This is a genomic window from Edaphobacter flagellatus (assembly GCF_025264665.1).
GTDB classification, from domain to species: domain Bacteria; phylum Acidobacteriota; class Terriglobia; order Terriglobales; family Acidobacteriaceae; genus Edaphobacter; species Edaphobacter flagellatus.
Genome location: NZ_CP073697.1, coordinates 279,624 through 302,039 on the forward strand (window position 1 = coordinate 279,624; position 22,416 = coordinate 302,039).

Consider the following 22,416-nt stretch of genomic DNA (forward strand, 5'->3'; position numbering starts at 1 on the left):
ACAAATATTCTGCTCCCGCTATGCGTCCAGCGCAATACAACGTGTCACACTGAGGCCAACATATTGGCATCGCGCCAGATACGCCATTGACCATCTGCGCCACGACGAAACACTGTCAGAATATTGCCTGAGCGTCGCATCGAATCGCCTCCTGCCCGAGGAGTAATCATGATGTCGAGAAAGTTCCAGCAGACAGCAAGATCGTCTGTGATCGTAATCTCCTGCACATCGGGATGGCCCTCAATCGCAATGGCACCCGACATCGTTTTGAATGCGTTAGAGAAATCATCGCGCCGCATCGGTTTATTTCCTGGAGTCAGGAAGATAACGTCCTCTGTCATTAGGTTGAGGAGCGTCGGCAAATCTCCTGCACGCGAAGCCTGCAGCCAGGCTTCGATGACAGCTCGAATCTGTTCCTCGTCCGACAAGGTCGAAGCCTTTATCTCACTCATGGATGAGTGTCCTTCTTTAGCGCATTGAGAACGAGGTCTTTTGTCAGTAGCTCAGGCAGTACATCTGCAGAACCATTCCCTGCAGGATAGATCACATACGTCGGCACACCGCTGCGTCCAATCGATGCAAGTTGCTTCGTGATCTCTGGATCGTATTGCGTCCAGTCGGCTCGCAGGAGTGTAACGTTGTTGTCCCGGAACTGCTTCTGAACATCAGAAGATTTCAGGACAACGCGCTCGTTGACCTGGCAACTCAAGCACCATGCCGCAGTAAAGTCGATGAAGACCGGATGCCCGGCAGCGCGTGCCTGATCGAGTGTTTGTTGAGAGTAGGGCTGCCACGCGAGCGTCGTATCCTTCGGTTGATAGAGAGGAACAGACAAGGCCAATGCGCCGATAAGAATAGCAGCAATCGAACTGGCCCAGCGGGCTGGCCATTTTCCTAGCACCCATCCTGCAATCGTCAACAGAAGGAAGCAGGTAAGTAGCAACGCAACCCGATAAACTCCCTGCGTGGAAAAGAGGCTCCCGTACACATAGGCCAACCAGATCACAGTCGCGAAAAAGATGACAGCCGTAACCTGCTTGAAGGTCTCCATCCATGCGCCGGGCTTCGGCAGCAGGCGCGTCCAAGAAGGCTGGAAGCTCAGCAGCAGATATGGAGCAGCGAGCCCCAAAGCCAGCGCCGTGAAGACCGCAAACGTGATCCAGGCAGGCTGAGCCAGCGCAAATCCGATGGCAGCCCCCATAAAGGGAGCCGTGCAGGGTGTGGCAACGACCGTCGCAAGAACTCCCGTAAAGAAGCTGCCGGTATAGCCCTGCTTCTGGGCAAGCTCACCACCAACACTGGTCAATGATAGGCCGATATCGAACAGGCCCGAGAGAGAAAGCGCGAAGAAAAAGATTCCCGAAGCAAGAATGGCGAGGAATGTCGGCGACTGCAACTGGAATCCCCAACCTGCCTGATTGCCGCCAGCCCGCAGAATGAGCAGGACCGCCACAATTGCCCAGAACGAGATGAGGATGCCCAGCGTATAAACAAGCCCATGGCTACGGATTCGTCCCCGCTCTTCGCTTGATGATTGAACCAGCGAGAGCCCTTTGAGGAAGAGCACCGGAAAGACGCAAGGCATCAGGTTCAAGATGATTCCGCCGACAAATGCCAGCCCTATGGCTGCAATCGTCGTCAATTCCCCACTCCCGCTCGCTGCCACCTTGCCATTCGACGGACGAGCCACTTCACCTGGCTGAACAGGCACGTCGATCTCAAAAGCATGCTCTTCATCGAGCTTTACTACACCATGCAAACTGGCCGGCAGCTTCGTTAGTTCAGGCGCACGAGGAACACGCACTCGCACTCCGTTGGGAAGCGGATCGACATCCTGATCACCTGCGTTAGCAATCTGCTCCTGATCGTAGGGATAGAACTCGGCGTCGGTTGCAGGCTGGCCAGTGATGAGGTCGATAACAAACTCCTTCTGGCCTCCTTTCACCGTTGCCTTCATGTCTGGCCCCAGAGGTTTGGGAAGCAGACCCAGAGCCTCACCGAGTGCGCCTACGGGCTGTGCCGGAGCAGTGGCCTTCGGATCGACCACCAGGTTGAGTCCAAGGTGTGCTTTGCCTGGGATGCAGACTTCACGGCATACAAGCCAGTCGATCTTGGCATCGAGATGAATCGGCCCCGGCTTCATATTCTTCGCTGCCGTGAGCTGCACAGGAAAGGCTACTTCATCTTCATACCCAAAATCCATCAACGGGCCCAGTGGCAGCCGCGTCGGAATAGGGAACCGCATTGGGCCGGCGGTGATGCCCTTAGGAAGGGTCCAGGTAATCTTTGGTGGTTCGCCTGAATCACCGGCATTGATCCAGTAGACGTGCCACTTCTCCTCGAGCGTAATCACCAACCCTGCCTCAAGCGTGCCACCTGGGGCAATCGAGGGCGCAAGCGAAACCATCTCCACCGTAAGATGCTGTGCCTTCACTGGTCCAGGACCACCATCTCCCACTGGCTGAATCTGGCCGAAGGAAGTCGCGCTGGCAAACAAAGCGCAGACCAGGAGCAAAAGAACGGCGATGCGAGGTCGAATATTCATGGATATTTTCATTATTGCAGGCTGTCCATTGGACGGACAGACGGGCGAAAACGACTCAGGTGAGATCGGCATGCCGGTGCTCCACCATCATGCAGTGGTCCATCACAACATGGATTCCTCCGGCTTCGGCTCTGGCCGCCGCCTCCAGATTCACAATGCCGGATTGAACCCATAAATTCTTCAACCCTAGCTGCAGCATCTCGTCGACGATTCCAGGAATAAACTTCGGCAAACGAAATACATTTACAACGTCTGGCTTCATGGGAAGTTCAGCCAACGATGCGTAGGCCTTTTCGCCTGCGGCGGACTCAATCTGAGGATTGACCGGCAGAATGCGGTACCCATGCTGCTTCATATAAGCAGGCACAAAGTTGCTAGGCTTGCCGGAATCATCCGTCATTCCAACTACCGCAATTGTCCTTGGCACATCCGGCGGGTGCCCCAGCATCGCACGAATTACCTCTGGTTCGTTCATGAACTCACTCCTTTGGCCGATTCATGCTATGAATTCCAGCATCCGAGCAGACGCCGCAGAACGACCAGTTCACCCAGATGATATGAGGTGTGGTCTGCAACCAACATAGCTTCCCGGAGAAGATTCTGCCCTTCTCCCCAACGAAACGGCTTGTACAGATCGCTTTCTGGTCTCGTAATAAGACCTTCGAAACTCTCCAGATCTTTACGAATGGCGGCGATAGAAACATCCCATGCGTGTTCTGATGGAGGCTCAGGCGATTTGGGCCAGTATCCGGCAGGCCACTCGATCGGCTGGTAACCACCCGTAGGCGGTGCACTGAAGTCGAGAATATCGCGCTGCGTGATGCGGATATGTTCGAGAATCTGCCACGCCGAATGTGGCAACCCCTGCGGCACAACCCCGCGTTTATCTATAGGAAAATTCTGGATGGCTTCATCTAAAGTAATGTGAGCTTGTCCACCACGAAGTAAACCCAATAGCTGCTTCCGGATCTCATCCATTTCCGCTGACTCTGACAGTTTGCTCATACACTCTCCCCACAATCTATTGAATTGGATGCTTGTGTGGATTAGCCGGTCACAAGGTCTTACGGGCAATAACAATCGTCAAAGGCGGAAAAGTTGACAGCATGCCTCCCCATTGCTTTTCGACCTTCAGCCCGTGTGCCTGAAAGGCATTGGCATATTCGCCGGTCTTCTTGTAGTCGGAAATAATCGCCACTCCTCCCGGCTTCAAAACACGGACAATCTGCTCCAATGCACGAGCCCTCGTTGCCCGATCATAGATGTTGTGGAGGCAGAGATTCGAGACGACCACATCGAAACTGTCACCCTCAAAAGGCATATCCTGCGCAGCAACGCTCAAAAGCGTGCAGATAGATTGCACCCCCTCAAGCTCAAGGTTATGCAGTGTGGCAGCCTCTGCGTTGCCTCCCATGTCCTCGGTCGACCAGATATCGACTCCTGTCGCATGGCCGGTGCCATTCAATGCTTTAATCCGCTTAGCTGCACCTGCAAGCAACAAGCCGCGACCACAGCCTACATCGAGTACTTTTTCATTCCCGCTCCATGGGTGCTGTGCAAGCATGCGATCCCTGTGATGAAACTTGCCCACCTTCACATAGAGAAGGTAGAGGCCGCCTTCGATAAGAAGGAAGAATGCGGGAAATAAAAAGGTTGGCCGCGTGTTAAGTACGACCGGCCCAAGATGCACAACCGGGGGTAACAGAAGGCCAAGCGCGAGACAAAGGCCTCCGAACAGAAACAGATTTCGCAGCACCGCGGGAGCATCGATCCCGTAGTCTGGCTTCGACGAGGTAGTGTTCATAGGCATCGAGTATGCCTGACTACTTTCAACGAAGCCAGGTCATCCTGATTACAGATCGTCATCCGCATCTACTGCGGCGGGCACACCACCTTCGCGGCGCAGGCGCAGATACCCACGGATAAATGGCTCAAGATCGCCATCCAGCACACGATCCACATCGCCCACCTCGACGCGTGTCCTCAAGTCTTTGACCATCCGATAGGGCTGCATGACATAGCTGCGGATCTGTGAGCCAAACTTAATATCCAGCTTCGAGTCTTCGAGTTTTTTGCTCACAGCTTTCTTCTTCTCAAGTTCGAACTCATAGAGGCGCGAGCGCAGCAGCTTCATCGCCTTCTCTTTGTTCTTATGCTGTGAACGTTCATTCTGACACCCTGCAACAAGACCCGTTGGTATATGCGTGATGCGCACGGCGGAGTCCGTTGTATTGACATGCTGGCCGCCCTTACCGCCAGAGCGGTAGGTGTCAATGCGTATATCTTCAGGCTTGATGTCGATCACAATCGTGTCATCGATTTCCGGCGAGACGAACACCGATGCGAAACTGGTGTGCCTGCGCTTCGCCGAATCGAAAGGAGAGATGCGCACTAATCGATGCACCCCGGTCTCACCGGAAAGAAGACCATAGGCAAACTCTCCCGATATGGTGAACGTTGCGGATTTGATGCCTGCTTCATCGCCATCCTGAACTTCGTTGATCTCTACCTTGAAGCTCTGCCGCTCGCCCCAGCGGACATACATGCGCATCAACATCTCGGCCCAATCCTGCGACTCTGTACCGCCGGCACCTGGATGCACAACAACAATCGCATTCAGTGGATCGCTCTCCTCGGAGAGCATCGTCTTCGACTCAAGCTTTTCAGAAAAATCGATGAGCGCTGGAATCTCGCGCGCTAGATCCGCTTCCGTATCTTCGCCCTCACGAGCCAGCTCAAAGTATGCTTCGATATCGTCTGTCCGACGAGCCAGCTCCGCATCATCTGCCAATAAACTCTCAAGGCGCTTACGATCACGCATCAGCGGTTGCGAGCGTGCAGGATCGGCCCATATAGATGGGTCAGCTGTCTTCTCTTCAATGGAGGCTAATTCACGACGAAGGCGGGGGGCGTCAAAGATACTCCCGCAGATCGCGAACCCGTTCGCGCACCGGGGAGTACGTGTATTCCAAATCACTCAGCATGGTGTTAGTTTACGGTAAATCGCCTTCGTAGCGTGAGACCTAGTGCCACAGTCGTTACAACAGCGCACAGATAAGCGAAAATGTCACCGTATGCAGCATAGAACGTAAGGTCATGCTCATAGCCAAAGCCCGCACGAATACTGGTCCGAACATGGCGTGGCGCAGCCTCAACCACATGCCCATAAGGATCGATGGATGCAGTGACACCTGTGTTCGTCGCACGCAGTACCCATCGATGATTTTCGATGGCCCGCATACGCACCATGTTCAGGTGTTGCCAGGGAGCGCTGGTATCTCCATACCACCCGTCATTCGAGATATTCACCAGCACGTCTGCTCCATCACGGACAAACTGCCGCACTTCATCTCCAAAGATCGATTCGTAGCAGATGAACGTCCCATAGCTATGCCCATTCACGACGAAGAGTGCCCTGCGAGTTCCGGGGTCAAAGGTGCCAGCTTCGTGCAGCAGGTTCTGAGCAAAAAAGAAGAGCTTCTGGAATGGGACATACTCTCCAAAGGGGACCAGGTGCATCTTGTCGTAGCGGCCAGCGAACTCACCTTGTGGCGTAATGAACGAAGCTGAGTTGTAGAGAAAATAGCCACGCGTATTTTCTGTCGTCCGATCAATGCCAATGTTGCCGGCAATAATAGGCGCTTTAGCCTCTTCTGCCAGCCTGGTCATTGCGGCGCGAAACGCCGGATCATTCTCCTGAAATGGTGCAGGCGACTCAGGCCACACAATCAAGTTCGAGTCCCGCGGCATGCTACGTGGACTGAATCGCACGAATGGTGTGTTTTTCGCCTCAGGGATTCCCAGATACATCCGCTCACCGGGATAACGACTTAAGTACGAGAACGACTCTAGTAACTCCTGCTCATTCGGTTCAGGCCCCTTGGCTTCCTGCCCAACTTCTAGGTTCTCCTGCACCAATGTAGCGGTTTCGGTCGCTTCCACTCGGTGAGTCTGCACCCGCCGTACGCTGACAATGTACAGCAGGATGATGGATACGCCTGTAACCGTCAGAATCAAGCGTGTATATTTACGCTCGCGAAGTTGTATGCGAACTAGCCAAATCGCATTGACAGCCGCGATCACAAAGGACAATCCATACGCTCCTGTGATCGGAGCCAACCGAGTCAATAGCGGATTGTCGACCTGCGTTATCCCCAGCAGATCCCATGGCAGACCAGTGATCCGTGCACGCGCCAATTCAACCGCAACCCAGGCAAAGGGGCTCAGCAGCAAGGTACTTTGAACGCCGAAATGTCCACGCAAGCTACCGATCAACCAGCCGAACAATGCATGGTACAAGCCGAGGTAAAGACAAAATAGAACAAGAATTCCTGCAGCAACAGGCTTATCCAGCCCCCCGTAGAGATACATCGTCTGGTAGATCCAGTAACAGTTCCCCAGATACCAGACAATGCCGCAGAGATAGCCGAGAATCGCAGTTTGGCGGGAAGAGAGTGGATTTCCTCTTGCATCATCGCGAGTCAGTGCCCACAGCAACGGAAGCATTGCAATCCAGCAAAACGCCGTCCGCCACACGGATACTGGTCCAGCCACCGGAAACGGCAGAACTTGCAGGATTGCGGAGAGCACTGCCATGCCCCACAGCCGTGCCGGAATGAGTCGCATCGCAGATGAAGTCTAACATCAGGCTATTAAGAAACAACCCGGGACGATACAATTCCTATTGCATGGACATTTTGATTCATCTTGTTGCCAAACTGGTCGTGCCACTGTTTTTTATCGGATTGGCAGGTTCATCGGTCGTCATCGTGGTCAGCTTTGTCGAAGATTTACAGGAATTGCTGGAGGATGAAGATTAACTTGTCTGCGACGCAAGCGGAGGTAGATTGCTGCCAATATATTGGCGACTCTCTACGACGGAGTAGTACGCTCCAGTGTGGCATCGAGACCATTCGGTTCTTAGGGTGGAACGCAGCGCTGATCGCGAATCATCATGGCATCTAAAGAAACGACATATAAGTTGCCTCAATCGAACCGGGTTCGCCTGGTCGTCGCCTCATCGGTCATGTTGACCTTTATCTCCTTCTGGAGAGCTGCGGCCATTGTTCTAAATGATCTGGGCTCCTCGGCCTTCTATGCTGGCGGCATAGCAGAAGAGGCCGTAGGTAAATCTGCTCCCTGGTTCATTCTCGGAGTCATGCTTTTCAGCTTCGCGGTACGTGCGGTTTACGTGGAAAGCTGCAGCATGTTTACACGCGGTGGTGTTTACCGCATCGTCAAAGAGGCTCTCGGCGGAACCTTCGCCAAACTTAGCGTCTCCGCGCTAATGTTCGATTACATCCTGACAGGTCCCATCTCTGGTGTCTCCGCCGGCCAGTATATTGTGGGGCTCCTAAATGAGCTATTGGGACTGTTCTCCATACATCACTGGGCAGGCGCACTTGCAACTCATGCCAACGGCAGCGCACGGCAATTTCCCGTGGACGGCACCTCGGCGGCGATAGCCGCGATCATCACCATCTACTTCTGGTGGCAGAATATCAAGGGGATCGAAGAATCCAGCGACAAGGCCCTCAAGGTGATGAAGATCACAACTGTAATGGTTGTGATCCTGCTTACGTGGGGCATCTATACGGCATTTCATCGATCTGCTCCACTTCCGCCGTTTCCCTTCCCCGAGAATCTTCATTTCAGTAAAGACTCTCTGGGATTTCTGAAACACACAAGCATGGGCGCCACGTTCGGACTGTTCGGCATCCTGATGGCTTTTGGCCACTCCGTGCTTGCGATGAGCGGTGAAGAATCGCTCGCTCAGGTCAACCGCGAGATCGAGCATCCAAAGCTCAAGAATTTAAAACGAGCAGCCATTGTCATCGCTATCTATAGCTTCATCTTCACCGGCATAGGTTCCATGCTTGCCGTTATGCTCATTCCCGATGAAGTGCGCGTCCCGGTCTACAGAGACAACCTCATCGCAGGAATCACGATGTACCTCGTCGGCCCGCTTGCCCTACGTATTGGCTTCCGGGTCTTCGTCGTTATCGTGGGCTTCCTCATCCTTGGAGGAGCGGTCAACACAGCCATCGTCGGCTCCAATGGCGTACTCATGCGCGTTGCTGAAGACGGCGTATTAGCAGATTGGTTCCGTAAGCCGCAGCGTCGTTACGGAACAAGCTATCGCATCGTAAACCTGGTCGCCGCGCTACAGATGTTTACCATCATCGTCACTCGCGGCGATGTCATTGTGCTGGGCGAAGCCTATGCCTTCGGTGTTATCTGGAGCTTTACGTTCAACTCGCTCGCCATGCTTGTTCTCCGTTGGAAATACCACGGCGAACGTGGCTGGAAGGTCCCACTTAATATTCGCATCGGTAAGACCGAAATACCCGTAGGACTTATCTCGGTCTTCCTTGTCTTGTTTACGACTGCGATCGTGAATCTATTTACAAAGTCGGTAGCTACCGTAAGCGGAATTATCTTTGCGGCTGCCTTCTTTATCATTTTTTCTCTCTCGGAACGAGATAATAAGCGACGGCATGACCTTGCAGCTCGTCAGATGCGCGAGCATTTCCAGCTTGAGCATCAGGACACCGTCGGTTGTGCTGCATTAGCCATAAAGCCTGGCGCTGTCATCGTAACGATGCGCGATGCAGCATCTCCATTTGCCCTCAAATGGGCGCTCACTCATACCGATACCGAGGAGCAGGATATTGTTGTTCTTGCCGCGCGCATGATGGGTGTCGGCGGCCCAGAGTATGTCGACGCCTCGGAGCAGCTCTTCAGCGAGCACGAGCAGATGCTCTTTACAAAAGCCGTATCCGTTGCCGAAAGCTTCGGCAAACATATCTCACTTCTAGTCGTGCCTGCCGGCGATATCTTTGCCGCACTTGTTCAGACAGCAAACTCGCTCGATGCTGCAGCCGTCGTCTCAGGTCTATCCAGCAAGTTGACTGCAGAAGAGCAGGCCTACCATGTAGGCCAGGCATGGGAAGCTCTGGCTGAGCCGAAAAAGCAGTTTACATTCTATGTAATTAAGCCCAGTGGAGAGTCGCTTAGTTTCCACATTGGCCCTCACGCGCCAACGATTCAACCGGATGAGGTTCAACTCGTTCACCGTCTATGGCTTAACCTTCGGCGAGCACCAGAGATGCGTGACTTACATCACAGCGACATCGTGACTTATGCACTAACTCGCCTGGCCAATGAATACGCACGCGACAAACAAACCACGATCAAAGGCTTACAGCAATGCATCGAACAGATAAATAACCGTGGGCAGCTAGGCAGTTCGCACCGCGAAGAGTTAGGTGAATCAGGCCCTGGTTACTCTATCCAGCCACGCTCTGAGGTTATTTCAAAAAAATAGCTAGAGTTTTTACTCTACTTATTTGCATGATGTTTCAAATTTCTGTATTTTTATTGATATATTCCTTATTTTTCGAGCACTTATATATAAGGACCTTCTTCACGAAATCAAAAACAACATGAAATATCTGGAGGTACTTCGTGGAAGTTAGCACCATCATCGCGCAGATTGACGCACAGATTTTGAAACTGCAGCAGGCACGCGCGCTTCTCGCGGGAGCTGCAGCTCCCACTCGCCCCGGGCCTGGACGTCCGAAAGGAGCCGGCAAGGCTGTCAGCAAACGTAAGCGTCAATTGAGCCCTGAGGGTCGCAAGCGCATTGCCGATGCCATGAAAAAGCGTTGGGCAGAACGTCGCAAACAATCTTCGAAGTAGATTGCTAATACAAAAGGGGCGCAGATAATCTGCGCCCCTTTTCCACTTTAATACTTCCCGATACTATCGAGTAACAATCACCTCACGAAGACTATCTTTCGCAAGAAAAAATCTATAGGAACTAAAGTCCTGTAAAAGATTTTCAATCTTGCGATTGCTATAAATTTGCACAACGGGATAACTTCCGGCCTTTTGAATATCGACCACTTCGGTATCCGTCAAGTGATATCGGCAAAAGGGCGTTCCCGGTTCTGATGTTGCATGAAAAAAAGCCAGCATCAACCCACCAGGCTCTATGACTTCGTGCAAGCGCGAGAAGATAGGTACGACTAGTTGTTCCGGAAGAAAGTCTGCTGTATCCCACAAGATTACGACGTCAAATTTACGCCCCGAGAAGCTCAAATTTGTTTCAAGAAACTTCTCGACATCAAAACCTGCCTCATGTTCTTCCGTTCCAGCTACAATCCACTCTGGCTTAAGAGCTTCTTCAACCAGATTTGCCATATAAATACTGTGGCCAAGGCTTGTAATGTAATTGATGTTCGTGCTGGATGTTGGGCCAATGTCCAGTATTCGTAATGACTCCTGAGACTTCAGATGTTTTTGTAACTCTTTCCACCCACTGGAATGCCGCGGCACGCGACCTGCATTTGCCCGGTTGCCGCCAGTGCTTTCACCGCCACCGAAGAGGTTGCGCATAGGCTCGCTTCGTCTCCTCTTTCGCTCTACGACTTAGGTTCCAGCACCAGGGGAGTCTGCTCCGCCTTAGCTTCTGCGTGCTTGGCCACGGGTGGAAGCACCTCGACGGTGCGCTCTGATTTCAGTTCTACCTTCCCTTTCAGCATCGCATTCTCTTCAATCGAGAGTCTGCCACCGAAGATATCGCCGTTAACCACCGCGGAGTGCCGCAGATCGACTCTGCCTGAAACATGCAATGTTCCTTTCACATTGCCAAAAACAATCAGGTTACGAACTTTGATATCCGCAACAATGCGCGCATTGGGGCCAATCGTCAGGCTATTCTCGGGTAGAGTAATCGTTCCTTCGATATCGCCATCGATCATCAAGTCTTCGCTGCCGGAGAGTTCTCCCCGTATGCTGACCGACTTGCCGATGACAGTAGAACCTTCTGCTGGCTTCATGTGCGTCTCACTCTCTTCCATCAAGGTATGGCGATTGCTCTATTGCCGCAGGATACCCAAGCTGCTCCTTTGAGGCAAACCCGGAAACTTCACACGTATCCGTGCGTCATAGACAGAAAGTGGTAACGTTGCAAAGATGGGTCAGAACATCGAACACAAAAATCGAAGCATGCGTGTGAGGAAGATTTGAAAAGGCTTATTGCAATAGGCCCTACTCTCGCTGCGTACCTGGCCTCACAAACGCTCCGCCCTCACAAAGCATTCACTGCACTTGCCTGCGTTCTCTGCCTGGGCGTATCGGGCAGAGCGCAATCAGCTCTCGATCCGCTGACCACGATCCCTGCCCGCTCCTGGGCTGTCGAAGCTTCCAAAAATGAGCTGACCGCTCTTCATCATCCCAATTCCTATCTCCGCTATCGCATGCATATCATCGATGCAAAAGGCGACCGTGTTCGTGACATCATCGAAAGCCGCGACGGTACTGTGGCTCGCCTGATCTATACCGATGGCAAGCCGCTAACCCAGGAGCAGGACAATGCCGAGCGCCAACGCCTAACCGACATGCTCGCCAATCCTGAAGCCTTTGCTAAACACGCCAAAGGCGATCAATCCGGGAAGAAAATAGCCGACTCGCTCATTCAGATCATGCCAGATGCCATGATCTACACGTACGTTCCGGGGCAGCCACAGACCGGCAAAAACCCGGGCATCACCGAAGTCGTCATCGATTACGAGCCAAACCCTCAGTTTCATCCGCCTTCAACGACTGCCGAAGCACTTACCGGCCTCAAAGGACGAGCCTGGATCGATCCGAAGTCAAAGATGATTCTCCGTATGGAAGGAAATATCTTCCGCGCCGTCAATCTGGGCTGGGGGATGCTCGCCCATATCTACCCAGGAGGCAAGCTTATCTTCGAGCAGGCAGATGCCGGAAACGGCCGATGGATCTATACGCATTTTCAGCAACGCATCAGTGTTCGCGCGCTTATGGTGAAATCCATCAACATCAACACCGACGTTGACGCCAATGGATTCCAGACTGTTCCAGCGATGAGCTATCAGGACGCGATACACCTGCTCTTGAGTACACCGCTTCCAGCCAAGTCACCCTTCTAGGCAGTAACCCGTGCCTTGGCGCGCAACGTCTGCTGCCGCACAGTCAGTTTCTCAATGCGCTTCGGAAGAACCTTGTATCCCGACCCCGCGCTGGTAGGAACCTGTATCTCGCCCTTCTTGCTTACCGTAACTTCAGGTTCAATGATGTCCTCTTCCCAGTAACGAGCAGACGCCGAAACATCGCCCGGGAGCTGGAAATTCGGCAACGAAGAGAGCGCAATATTGTGTGCCCGGCCAATGCCTGTCTCCAGCATGCCGCCACACCACACAGGAATGGCACGCTCTTCCGCGACATTGTGCACGGCGATCGCTTCACTGAAGCCGCCTACACGACCAACCTTGATGTTGATGATCTTGCAAGACTCCATATCAATCGCAGCCAGCGCATCTCGCCGGTTGCGGATCGACTCATCCAGGCAGATTGCCGTCTCAATCCGCTTTTGCAGCATCGAGTGGAAATAGAAATCGTCATACCAAAGCGGTTGCTCGATCATCAGCAGTTTAAACTCATCCCACGTTGCAATGTGGTCAAAGTCTTTCATCCGGTAGACCGAATTCGCATCGCAGCTCAACAGGATCGAAGGCCAGCGCTTCCGTACCATCTCAAAAATTGAGCTATCCCAGTCCGGTTTGCATTTCAGCTTAATGCGTTGATACCCGGCCTCTAACTCAAGAGCAATCTTATCCATCAACTGCTCCGGCGTCGGCTGAATTCCAATCGAAACACCGCATGGAATCACCTTTCGCGTCCCGCCCAGGAGCTTCGATAGCGAAATGTTCTTCATCTGCGACTCCAGGTCCCAGACAGCGTTCTCAAGAGCAGCTTTGGCCATCCTATGGCCCCGTACCTGCTTCAATATCCCGGGAACGCCCCCACCACCTTCAATTCCTGTCTCTAGCAGCCTCGGAATCAACTCCGTTTCCGAGATAATCCATGCTGTGTCGATCATCTCGTCGCTAAAGTAGGGATGCTCACCTGCAACACATTCGCCCCACGCCGTCAGCCCATCCGCCTCAATCTCTAATAGCAGAATTCTGCGGCCCGTCGTCAGGCCAAAGCTGGTCTCAAACGGATAGGCCAGCGGCATATTAATCTCACGCATGTGAATGGCATCGATATGAATCATCTCTAAATCCCGTCTCTCCGAAACGTGTCGTTCCTTGTAATGGCACGCTTACTACTTCATGTAGAAGGGCCGTGTCTCTTCTTTTTTGTCATCCCAGGGACCGAGGAGAAAGCTCCCATTTCCTTCAGCGTCCCGCTCATAACCAATAGCAACCAAACCGCGGCTGAATGCCGACTCTAACGACGCGCGATTGTTCAACTGCACCTGCTGTGCCTTGGATCTCTGTTCGGGGTCCTGCTTCCACTGGTAGATGGTATACGGGACGATAATACGTTCGACGACTGGCTCAACCGGCTGGGCATCGCCCCGCAACCGCTCCACAACACGGGGCGACTTCAGCCACCATTCCGCGTATAGCCTATCGGTCGGAAGCCCCCCCTGCAAGGGCGACGACGACGCCCCATAGAAGTCAGCTTTATACCGACGTGAGATCGCTCCCAGGCGTGCAATGTTCAGATGAGCGTTCTTAATCTCCAGCGGGTCGTAAGTCCACTCCATCAGGTCGAAGCCTCTGGCAATCGCATCGTCACGCTGGGCCAGCTTCAATCGGCGGCCCAGTCCCGCATTGCGGTACTCCGGCAGCACAGCCAGCATGTGCGAGTGCAGATAGGGATAGCCGTTCCGATACCCTGGCAGCGCCATTGCAAATCCAATGATCGTCTCGCCATCGAACGCCCCCAAAACCTGGCCGCCGATCCGTTGCGCCACCAGAAAGACACGTCGCGGAATCAGGTCGCCATCGCTATAACCCCAGACCTCGAGCTGCAGCTCAACGCAGCGCTCAAACTGTTCCATCGTCGTCAACGACTCAATGCGGATCTTGTCTCCCGGCTTCGCGCCAGGCTCTTGTTTTGCCGAGCTCATCTCCTGTGTCCTAGTCTCCCGTTATATCGTTCGTCTGCGTCTTGGCACGACGCCATAACTCTTCCAGCTCAGCAGGAGTGCGCGTCTTCAATTCGTCCTGGCCTCCTGCTTCCCTCTCCATCGCCTCAAACCGGCGGCGGAACTTTGCATTTGTTGCCCGCAAGGCTGACTCAGGATCGATCTTCAGATGCCTCGCCAGATTGGCCATTGTGAACAGCAGATCGCCGAATTCACCCTCAACCGCCGTTTTACCCGTATCCGGCTTCCTGAGCTCATCCTGCAACTCGCCAACTTCCTCGTTCAACTTGTCGAACAGCCCTGCCGCATCCGGCCAGTCAAAGCCTACCTTCGCTGCGCGCGACCCCAGCTTACCGGCCTCCTGCATCGCCGGCATCGAACGCGGAATATCGTCCAGCAGCGACACCGTCCCCGCGTCCTTTTTCTCTTCCCGCTTAATCTCTTCCCAATTTTTCAAAACCGCATCCGCATCTTCGGCCCGTACATCGGCAAATACATGCGGATGCCTCCGGATCAGCTTTGCATTCAGGTTGGCGGCAACATCCTCTATCGTGAAGTAGCCGGCCTCCGACGCCATCTGCGCGTAGAAAAGGACCTGCAGCAGCAGGTCGCCCAGCTCGTCCTTCAGCTCCGGCCAGGCCCGCCGTTCAATCGCGTCGAAGACCTCGTAGGTCTCCTCCAGTGTGTACTTCTTGATCGTATCGAAGGTCTGCTCGCGGTCCCACGGACAGCCATCCGGCCCCCGCAGCCGCGCCATGATGGCAACAGCCTCAGCCATCGGATCTTTCCCCTGTCCCTCGTATGGCGGCATCTCTCCCTACTTTACCCGATGTGTTACCGTCTCCCACCACAGCGCAAATTGAAGTATCCTGTGCCTGCATGAGTTCGCGCGATAACAGACCAGAGACAAATAGCAAAACGGGCTGGAAGCTCCTTCTCGTCCTCCCCTACATCGGTCTCTGCTTTCCCAGCATCTATGCGCGTGAAACACCAACGCTATTCGGATTCCCGTTCTTCTACTGGTACCAGTTTCTCTGGGTCATCCTCACATCCCTCCTTCTCGGCCTCGTTTATCTCAAGCTCAAAGACCGCGAAGACTAGTCGAAGCAATTAGCATTCGGTATGTGAACTACCGTTTTTCGTCACGAACAGCCTGGGACCTGGGTGAGAGCGATCTGGCCCGAGCCATTCGTCTTGCGCGCGGTGCCGGACAGACTCTCATCGACCTCACCGTCTCCAACCCCACGACCTGTGGCTTCCACTACGACGCCGAATCTATCCTTGCTCCCCTCTCCGACCCTCGTGCGCTCACTTACGATCCCGATCCACGCGGCCTGCTCTCAGCTCGCGAGGCCGTAGCCGCTTATTACGGTGATCATCGAGCCGCCGTCTCCCCTGACGCCATCACTCTGACCACCAGCACCAGCGAAGGCTACGGTTACCTCTTCCGTCTGCTCTGCGACGCGGGCGATGAGATTCTCGTCCCCCAACCTAGCTACCCACTCTTCGACTACCTGGCCGACCTCGAAGACGTCCGCCTCCGCCCCTACCCGCTCTTCTACGACTACGGCTGGTGGATCGACTTCGACCAGCTCGAGCGACGCATCGGCCCCCGTACCCGTGCCATCCTCCTCGTCCACCCCAACAACCCAACCGGACACGCCACCAGTCACACCGAACGTCTCAGGCTAGAGGAGATCTGCGGCCGGCACGGGCTCGCCCTGATCGTCGACGAGGTCTTCCTCGACTACCCCCATACCGCAGAGAAGCTGCCGAGCTTCGCCGTTGGACCTCACCCGGCACTGACCTTCGTCCTCAGCGGCATGAGCAAGATCGCCGGTCTGCCGCAGATGAAGGTTGGATGGATCGCAGCCTTTGGTCCTGAAGTCCCCCTACGGCAAGCATTGGCTCGGCTGGAGATCGTCGCCGACACTTTCCTCTCCATGAATACCCCCGCACAGGTAGCACTCCCGCATTGGCTTCAAGGCCGCCTCGGCATTCAAGATCAAATACTTGAAAGAATATCTTCAAACACAAGAAAAATAATGGATTGCAATCTCGACTTACTCAAGGTGGATGCAGGCTGGAGCGCCATCGTTCGCCTTCCCAGACTCGGGATGGATGCAGAAAGCATCCTGTCAGCGGAGCACGTCATCACGCACCCCGGGGCCTTCTACGGAATAGCGGAGAGAGGGCGGATCATCGTCAGCCTCATTACTCCTGAAGACGAGTTTTCCACAGGAATCGAGCGCATTGCCAAAGTCTCAAATTAGTGGGGTTATTCTTTCTGGTTCACATCAAGTATTAGATTTATAAAATCTAATTATCTAATTGATTTATATGAATTTATAAAAATGGATTCGATTCTCTCTCTTCCCCGATTGTTGTACTGGGACCATGACCGGGAATCACTCTGACGTCGTCCGCGAGCACCAGCAGTCGGTCATGAATGGAGCTAAGGAGCTGTTTCGAGTCACCACCGGGCAGGTCCGTACGACCAACGGAACCGGCAAAGAGCGTGTCCCCCGAAAGCAGCAATTTTTCTTGAGGAAGATAGAGACAGCTGCTCCCCTGCGTATGTCCCGGCGTATGGAGTGCGACTCCCTGGATTCCGTCAACAGAAACCGTTTGAGCATCGGTCAGAGCAATGTCCGGGGGGAGCACCTCTGGCGTCGCGATGCTCAGCCACGATGCCTGTACATCCATCATCTTCACGAGTGGAAGGTCGTTCTGGTTGTACAGAATCGGAGCGCCTGTACGTCGCTTCAGCTTCTGGGCTCCGGCAATGTGGTCGATATGGGCATGCGTAATAACAATCTGCTTCACCGTCAGGCCATGCCGTCCAAGCACCGCCATAATCGCAGGAATATCGTCTCCGGGATCGACAACAATCGCCTCACGCGACGTCTCGTCGCCCAGAATGGAGCAGTTGCACTGGAGCAGCCCGACAGGAAGAATCTCGTGGATCATGCTCTAAGAGTACAGGCAAATGAAGAGCGGACCCGAAGGCCCGCTCTTTGTAGATATCAGGGAGAAGCTTACTTTTTCGGCGTGCTCTGCTGCGTCGTCGTATGTCCCGAGAGAACCGAGGAGTTGTCCGAGGAGGCACGCGACAGCAGGATCGTCAAGCCAATCGAGGTCAGCATGAAGACGATCGCCGAGTAGGTTGTCAGGCGCGTCAACAGGTTAGCTGCTCCGCGCGGACCAAAGGCCGTCTGTGACCCCTGACCGCCAAAAGCTGCGGCCAGATCGGCCGACTTACCCTGCTGCAACAGTACGACGCCGACCAGGAACAGGGCGACCAGAACGTGAAAGATGACAAGAACAGTAATCATCGGTGGAAAGAAAGCCTTCCGAAAAATGTTGGATTGGTGCGGAGGAGGGGACTTGAACCCCTATGCCTTGCGGCGCAAGCACCTCAAGCTTGTGCGTCTGCCAATTTCGCCACCTCCGCGTTGGCTCTGCACTGCAGGCTGCCAGATAAAGCGGTGAGCAATCCGAAAATCAGTATAGCATCCCGCAGCCGTTATGCCGACCATCGAAACCTCTTTCTGTTGCAGCTCAAGATGCCTGCGCCCAAACAGTTACAACTGACGGTACACTGCTGCTTCAGCCACCTTCATCCTTACTTTAAGAAGAGGTCCGTTGATGCGTGCCACGCTTAAGATTGCAGCCTTCTGTATAGGTATCGGTCTCATCGGAACATCGGTAATACAACCTGGAACCGTCACGGCTGCTCCCAGCCAGCACAAGTGGGCCATCGTTCTCCACGGCGGGGCCGGTGTCATCGAACGTAAATCGATGAACCCCGAGACCGACGCCTATCGTGCCGCTCTCAAGAAATCCGTTCAGGCCGCTGCCGATGTCCTCGATAAAGGAGGCTCTTCCGTCGACGCCATCATCGCAGCCATCCGTCTGATGGAAGACGATCCCCTCTTCAACGCCGGCAAAGGAGCCGTCTTCACCGCAGACGGCAAAAACGAGCTCGATGCTGCCATCATGGAAGGCTCCACCATGCGGGCGGGCGCCGTCGCTGGAGTCACGCGAACAAAGAACCCCATCACGCTGGCTCGAGCTGTCATGGAAAAATCACCGCACGTCATGTTGATTGGCGCAGGTGCTGACCAGTTTGCCGCAAGCGTCGGACTCGAACAAGTTGATCCTGGCTACTTCTTCACCGAGCGTCGCTGGCAGTCGCTCATCCGCCAGCTCAAGAAAGAGAATGCTCCGCTGCCTCCCCGCCCCGCAGGTGCACCTCCTGCACCCGCAGGAGGGCTGGCCGAAATTGAGCCTCCCGACGCTCACAAGTACGGCACCGTAGGTGTCGTTGCTCTCGATCGTAACGGCAACATCGCGGCCGGCACATCCACCGGAGGCACACAGGCCAAGCGCTGGGGACGCGTCGGCGACTCGCCCATCATCGGCGCGGGGACCTACGCCTCCAATCAATCCTGTGCCGTCTCAGCCACCGGCACCGGTGAATACTTCATCCGCCTCACCGTCGCGCGAACCATCTGCTCACTTGTTCAGTACAAGGGCATGAAGCTTGAAGATGCTGTCGATCAGGTCGTGCAGAAAGATCTACGCGCTATCCACGGAGACGGCGGCGTCATCGCTATTACGCCCGATGGACAACTGGCATGGAGCTTCAACACGCCCGGAATGTACCGCGCTCGTCTGACCGAAGGCGGCGAGATCAGAATTGGAATCTACGGAGATGAGAACTAGTCTGATGACTTCTTCCTTACACCCAACCAAATCGACCCAACGCTGCATTCATCTGGCGCTGTTTCTCTCCGCGCTGCTTCCTTTCACAGCCGGATGCACCAAAGCCACAGGACACGCACAAGTGCCTGCTCCTCGCCCTGTACAGAACGGAAAGATTGAACCTATCCCGCAGACCGCTCCTTCGTCGTCACCAGCGCAGGTCTCCTCAGCCTTCGGCGATCGGATTCGAGAGATCATTGCCGCAGGCAAATTCGAATCGATGCAGCAGCCGAACTTTACCGACTATAAAGAACACCTGGCGACGATCTATCGAAACTCTGGATACACTCCACTCTGGCTGCGCAGCGACGGAATCAGCCCCGAAGGCAAAGGCATCATCGAAGCACTCGAGGCCAGCGAGCAGAAGGGACTCTCTCCCGCCGACTATGACGCAACCAGGTGGTCAGCGAGGCTGGATGCTCTCAAAGGTGCAAGTGACGCGCAGAAGGCAGAGTTCGATGTCGTCCTCACGGTAACAGCCATGCGCTATGTCTCCGACCTGCACATCGGCCGGGTCAATCCAAAACACTTCAAGTTCGGCATCGATGCTGCTGCTAAAAAGTACGACCTGCCACAGTTCTTCGCGCAGCAGCTATTGAATGCCGCCGATGTGAAGAATGCTCTCGACAAAATCGAACCGCCATTCGACGGCTACCGCCAGACCGAAGCCGCATTCGTCCACTACCAGAAACTCGCCGCTGCCGGTGACGGCCCTGCTGTTCCTCAAGTCAGCAAAACCATAAAGCCCGGTGATGACTATCCCGGCGTTCCGCAACTCGTAGCACGTCTGCGCTTGCTCGGCGACATGCCCGCAGGTGGAGAGCTTGATAATTACGACGCAGCCGTAGCCGAGGGAGTCAAACACTTCCAGATGCGCCACGGCCTGACTCCAGACGGCACGCTCACCGCAGCAACCGTCCGCGCTCTCAACGTTCCTCTTTTATCGCGTGTGCGCCAGCTTGCCGATGCTCTTGAGCGTTGGCGTTGGATGCCGCCAGAATTTCCGCAGCCCCCCGTCGTCGTCAACATTCCTGAGTTTCGTCTTCGCGCCTTTGAGCCGGAGCAAAAAGTTGGCCTCGCGATGAATGTCGTCGTGGGCAAAGCAGCCCCAACGCAAACACCCGTCTTCACTGACGACATCCAATACATCATTTTTCGGCCCTATTGGTATGTGCCTCGCAGCATTGTGCGATCCTCCGTGATCCCCGGTATAAATCGGAGTGGACGCGCCTATCTCTCCAAAGAGAACTTCGAAATCGTGGGAGCTCCTGCCGGTGCCAGTACAGCTGATCTCGTTGCAGGGCTCCGCAGCGGCAAGTACGGTGCGCGCCAGAAGCCCGGCCCAAAGAACTCACTCGGACTCATCAAGTTCATCTTCCCTAACTCGAACAACGTCTACCTGCACAGCACCCCCGCAGTCCAACTCTTCTCGCAGTCGCGCCGCGACTTCAGCCACGGCTGCATCCGTCTGGAACACCCCGCTGAACTGGCTTCCTTCCTGCTGCGCAATCAGGACGGAGGCAAGTGGACAACCGAAGCAGTGCAAAAAGCGATGGACGCCGGCCCCGACAACCGCCAGGTCAATCTCGTAACCGAAATCCCCGTACTTCTGCTATATGTAACCGCTGTTCCGGATGAAGACGGCACCGTCCACTTCTTCGACGACATCTACGGACACGACAAGAAGCTGGACGCCGTCCTGGCCAAAGGGCCACCCTACCCCTGGTGAGTCGCAGCCTTCGTCCCGCATGTACAGTCAAGACACCCAGCCCCGGCACAACTTCCACACGTGTGCCGAAGACTCTTCTCCAACGCCTTCCGCGCGCGATGGGCGCGTACAGCAGCATTGCCGTTCGTAATCCCGTTCCGCCGCGCAAAGGTATCAAGCGAATCGACTGCGTCGCTCAACTCTACCTCTCGAAGCACCGCCGCATAGGCAGGATTCAGAGTATCGATCGCCCTCTGCATGCACGAGCATATATTCGGCTTGTCTTCTGCAGCCGTTGCAGGAGCATCCATTTCTTCCTCAAGCGCAGTCATCACCCGGCCTTCCACTGCACGGTGCCGGTAGTAGTCGATCACAGCATTTCGCAGAATGCGATAGAACCATGCATCCGCAGACTCTACACTGCGTAAGGATTCTCCCTGCACCACAGCGCGTGCATACGCTGCCTGAAGAATGTCCTCAGCCGCCTGTCTGTCCAGCACTCTCCGCTCGACGAAGCGAAGGAACTGCTCGTGCCGTGCACTCAAGCCAGCTATCGGATCAGCTTCCGCCGCACTCGTTTTCACCAAAACTTCCATTCCTATTCAGGATGCGCGAAAGCACGAAAAGTACCAGCGAAGACTAGAAGTGCAGCAGTAGGTCGCTAAAAGATTCCAATTGCAGCAGCTGCCGACCCTGCGGTGGTTCACTCACCGTCTCATGCTCCAGAACCCACGTAAATGCATGAGGGATAAAGACTGCATGCAGCCCCGCGTTCAAGGCTGGATTGATATCCGACTTCGGGCTGTTGCCTATCATCCATGTACAGTCAGCCTCACATCCATGATTTAGCGATAGCGCCTGATACGCCTCGTTATGCTTCTCCGGCAGCACCTCAACAGCGGAAAAATTCCGCGCCAGCCCCGAGCGCTCCAACTTGCTGGTCTGCTCGGCATAGTTCCCCTTCGTCACCAGAATCAGCCGATGCCGCGCCGACAGATCCTCAAGCGTCTCAGCAACGCGCGGAAGCAACTCAATCTCCTTCTGCGCAATGCTGTCAGCAAAACTGTCGATGCGCCGCCTCTGTTCTACCGTGAGAGAAGTATTCGCCAACTGCTCGTAACAATCCTCCAGCGAGCGGCGAAAGCTCGCCAGGCCATATCCATGGGCGGCAATCGTCGCATGTTCGCAGCGGTTCAGATGCTCGCGAACCTCAGCCGGAGTATGAACTTGATGGTCGAGATACGAGATAAACGAGGCGATCGCCTGCTCAAAATAGACATTGTTCTCCCACAACGTATCGTCGGCATCGATCAACAATGTCTGTCTGGATCTGTATAGCGGGGAAGGCATAAGAGGATAGTTACAAACTGATTATATGACCGTCTTGGTGACTCGGTAACACGACTAAGGTGGCATGTCGCTACCGGG

The 22,416-nt window shown here is 54.6% G+C and carries 24 protein-coding genes and 1 tRNA gene; 8 read left to right on the plus strand and 17 right to left on the minus strand.

The features are described 5' to 3' along the window. Nucleotides 1–44 precede the first annotated feature (44 nt). The 7 genes from KFE13_RS01165 to lnt all read right to left on the minus strand — a co-directional run bounded on the left by KFE13_RS01165 (nucleotide 45) and on the right by lnt (nucleotide 7,171). Nucleotides 45–452, minus strand: a complete 408-nt coding sequence (locus tag KFE13_RS01165; RefSeq protein WP_260705296.1) for a YybH family protein — start codon at nucleotides 450–452, stop codon at nucleotides 45–47. Then, on the minus strand, nucleotides 449–2,545 hold the full coding sequence (locus KFE13_RS01170; RefSeq protein ID WP_260705297.1) for a protein-disulfide reductase DsbD family protein: 2,097 nt from the start codon (nucleotides 2,543–2,545) through the stop codon (nucleotides 449–451). The genes KFE13_RS01165 and KFE13_RS01170 overlap by 4 nt, the downstream gene beginning before the upstream one ends. A gap of 55 nt (nucleotides 2,546–2,600) precedes the next feature. After that, entirely contained in the window at nucleotides 2,601–3,020 is a 420-nt protein-coding gene (locus KFE13_RS01175; RefSeq protein ID WP_260705298.1) for a CoA-binding protein, read from the minus strand. 26 nt (nucleotides 3,021–3,046) lie between these two features. Beyond that, entirely contained in the window at nucleotides 3,047–3,550 is a 504-nt protein-coding gene (locus KFE13_RS01180; protein WP_260705299.1) for a DinB family protein, read from the minus strand. Between the two features lie 49 nt (nucleotides 3,551–3,599). Further along, complete coding sequence (locus tag KFE13_RS01185) at nucleotides 3,600–4,355, minus strand: class I SAM-dependent methyltransferase (RefSeq protein WP_260705300.1); 756 nt, start codon at nucleotides 4,353–4,355, stop codon at nucleotides 3,600–3,602. 42 nt (nucleotides 4,356–4,397) lie between these two features. Further along, a protein-coding gene (gene prfB, locus KFE13_RS01190) for a peptide chain release factor 2 (protein WP_260705301.1) occupies nucleotides 4,398–5,529 on the minus strand; the annotation gives its coding sequence in 2 pieces (ribosomal slippage) (nucleotides 4,398–5,459 and nucleotides 5,461–5,529; 1,131 coding nt in all). A 4-nt stretch (nucleotides 5,530–5,533) separates the two neighbouring features. Next, nucleotides 5,534–7,171 carry an apolipoprotein N-acyltransferase gene (gene lnt, locus KFE13_RS01195; RefSeq protein ID WP_260705302.1) on the minus strand — a complete coding sequence of 546 codons (1,638 nt, stop codon included), beginning with the start codon at nucleotides 7,169–7,171 and terminating at the stop codon, nucleotides 5,534–5,536. Nucleotides 7,172–7,176: 5 nt separating this feature from the next. On the opposite strand from lnt, the gene KFE13_RS01200 reads away from it, so the two are divergent. The 3 genes from KFE13_RS01200 to KFE13_RS01210 all read left to right on the plus strand — a co-directional run bounded on the left by KFE13_RS01200 (nucleotide 7,177) and on the right by KFE13_RS01210 (nucleotide 10,246). After that, the gene (locus KFE13_RS01200; RefSeq protein WP_260705303.1) at nucleotides 7,177–7,365 is read left to right on the plus strand and encodes a hypothetical protein; all 189 of its coding nucleotides are present in this window, start codon (nucleotides 7,177–7,179) and stop codon (nucleotides 7,363–7,365) included. 134 nt (nucleotides 7,366–7,499) lie between these two features. Beyond that, nucleotides 7,500–9,872, plus strand: a complete 2,373-nt coding sequence (locus tag KFE13_RS01205) for an APC family permease (RefSeq protein WP_260705304.1) — start codon at nucleotides 7,500–7,502, stop codon at nucleotides 9,870–9,872. A gap of 140 nt (nucleotides 9,873–10,012) precedes the next feature. Beyond that, nucleotides 10,013–10,246, plus strand: coding sequence for a hypothetical protein (locus tag KFE13_RS01210; RefSeq protein WP_260705305.1), 234 nt, complete (start codon nucleotides 10,013–10,015; stop codon nucleotides 10,244–10,246). A gap of 63 nt (nucleotides 10,247–10,309) precedes the next feature. On the opposite strand, the gene KFE13_RS01215 is transcribed toward KFE13_RS01210, so the two are convergent. Further along, nucleotides 10,310–10,945: a class I SAM-dependent methyltransferase gene (locus tag KFE13_RS01215; protein WP_260705306.1), complete on the minus strand. Its 636-nt coding sequence runs from the start codon at nucleotides 10,943–10,945 to the stop codon at nucleotides 10,310–10,312. Nucleotides 10,946–10,971: 26 nt separating this feature from the next. Continuing rightward, nucleotides 10,972–11,388 carry a bactofilin family protein gene (locus tag KFE13_RS01220; RefSeq protein WP_260705307.1) on the minus strand — a complete coding sequence of 139 codons (417 nt, stop codon included), beginning with the start codon at nucleotides 11,386–11,388 and terminating at the stop codon, nucleotides 10,972–10,974. Between the two features lie 186 nt (nucleotides 11,389–11,574). Here KFE13_RS01220 and KFE13_RS01225 point away from each other — a divergent pair, with 186 nt between their 5' ends. Further along, nucleotides 11,575–12,504 carry a hypothetical protein gene (locus tag KFE13_RS01225; protein ID WP_260705308.1) on the plus strand — a complete coding sequence of 310 codons (930 nt, stop codon included), beginning with the start codon at nucleotides 11,575–11,577 and terminating at the stop codon, nucleotides 12,502–12,504. On the opposite strand, the gene menC is transcribed toward KFE13_RS01225, so the two are convergent. From menC to mazG, 3 genes are read right to left on the minus strand one after another with little or no spacing between them, the layout of a single operon-like run. After that, complete coding sequence (gene menC / locus KFE13_RS01230) at nucleotides 12,501–13,628, minus strand: o-succinylbenzoate synthase (RefSeq protein ID WP_260707010.1); 1,128 nt, start codon at nucleotides 13,626–13,628, stop codon at nucleotides 12,501–12,503. The two genes, KFE13_RS01225 and menC, sit on opposite strands and share 4 nt — an antisense overlap. A 54-nt stretch (nucleotides 13,629–13,682) precedes the next feature. Beyond that, nucleotides 13,683–14,495 (minus strand): GNAT family N-acetyltransferase, encoded by an 813-nt coding sequence (locus tag KFE13_RS01235; protein ID WP_260705309.1) that lies wholly within the window; start codon nucleotides 14,493–14,495, stop codon nucleotides 13,683–13,685. 10 nt (nucleotides 14,496–14,505) lie between these two features. Continuing rightward, the gene (mazG, locus tag KFE13_RS01240; protein ID WP_260705310.1) at nucleotides 14,506–15,324 is read right to left on the minus strand and encodes a nucleoside triphosphate pyrophosphohydrolase; all 819 of its coding nucleotides are present in this window, start codon (nucleotides 15,322–15,324) and stop codon (nucleotides 14,506–14,508) included. 68 nt (nucleotides 15,325–15,392) lie between these two features. Here mazG and KFE13_RS01245 point away from each other — a divergent pair, with 68 nt between their 5' ends. Continuing rightward, the gene (locus tag KFE13_RS01245) at nucleotides 15,393–15,614 is read left to right on the plus strand and encodes a DUF3311 domain-containing protein (protein WP_260705311.1); all 222 of its coding nucleotides are present in this window, start codon (nucleotides 15,393–15,395) and stop codon (nucleotides 15,612–15,614) included. Nucleotides 15,615–15,637: 23 nt separating this feature from the next. After that, nucleotides 15,638–16,786, plus strand: coding sequence for a pyridoxal phosphate-dependent aminotransferase (locus KFE13_RS01250; protein WP_260705312.1), 1,149 nt, complete (start codon nucleotides 15,638–15,640; stop codon nucleotides 16,784–16,786). A gap of 73 nt (nucleotides 16,787–16,859) precedes the next feature. Here KFE13_RS01250 and KFE13_RS01255 read toward each other — a convergent pair whose 3' ends face one another. From KFE13_RS01255 to KFE13_RS01265, 3 genes are all read right to left on the minus strand, one after another. After that, complete coding sequence (locus tag KFE13_RS01255; protein WP_260705313.1) at nucleotides 16,860–17,483, minus strand: MBL fold metallo-hydrolase; 624 nt, start codon at nucleotides 17,481–17,483, stop codon at nucleotides 16,860–16,862. Nucleotides 17,484–17,551: 68 nt separating this feature from the next. Beyond that, nucleotides 17,552–17,848, minus strand: a complete 297-nt coding sequence (gene secG, locus KFE13_RS01260; protein ID WP_260705314.1) for a preprotein translocase subunit SecG — start codon at nucleotides 17,846–17,848, stop codon at nucleotides 17,552–17,554. A 34-nt stretch (nucleotides 17,849–17,882) separates the two neighbouring features. Then, nucleotides 17,883–17,967, minus strand: a tRNA-Leu gene (locus KFE13_RS01265). Nucleotides 17,968–18,161: 194 nt separating this feature from the next. Here KFE13_RS01265 and KFE13_RS01270 point away from each other — a divergent pair. Beyond that, nucleotides 18,162–19,241, plus strand: a complete 1,080-nt coding sequence (locus tag KFE13_RS01270) for an isoaspartyl peptidase/L-asparaginase family protein (RefSeq protein ID WP_260705315.1) — start codon at nucleotides 18,162–18,164, stop codon at nucleotides 19,239–19,241. Nucleotides 19,242–19,245: 4 nt separating this feature from the next. Continuing rightward, nucleotides 19,246–21,009, plus strand: coding sequence for a L,D-transpeptidase family protein (locus KFE13_RS01275; RefSeq protein ID WP_260705316.1), 1,764 nt, complete (start codon nucleotides 19,246–19,248; stop codon nucleotides 21,007–21,009). Here the strand turns inward: KFE13_RS01275 and KFE13_RS01280 are convergent. Both KFE13_RS01280 and KFE13_RS01285 read right to left on the minus strand, forming a co-directional pair. Next, nucleotides 20,997–21,572: an RNA polymerase sigma factor gene (locus KFE13_RS01280; RefSeq protein WP_260705317.1), complete on the minus strand. Its 576-nt coding sequence runs from the start codon at nucleotides 21,570–21,572 to the stop codon at nucleotides 20,997–20,999. The genes KFE13_RS01275 and KFE13_RS01280 overlap by 13 nt on opposite strands. A 55-nt stretch (nucleotides 21,573–21,627) precedes the next feature. Continuing rightward, entirely contained in the window at nucleotides 21,628–22,305 is a 678-nt protein-coding gene (locus KFE13_RS01285) for an HAD hydrolase-like protein (RefSeq protein WP_260705318.1), read from the minus strand. Between the last annotated feature and the right edge of the window lie 111 nt (nucleotides 22,306–22,416).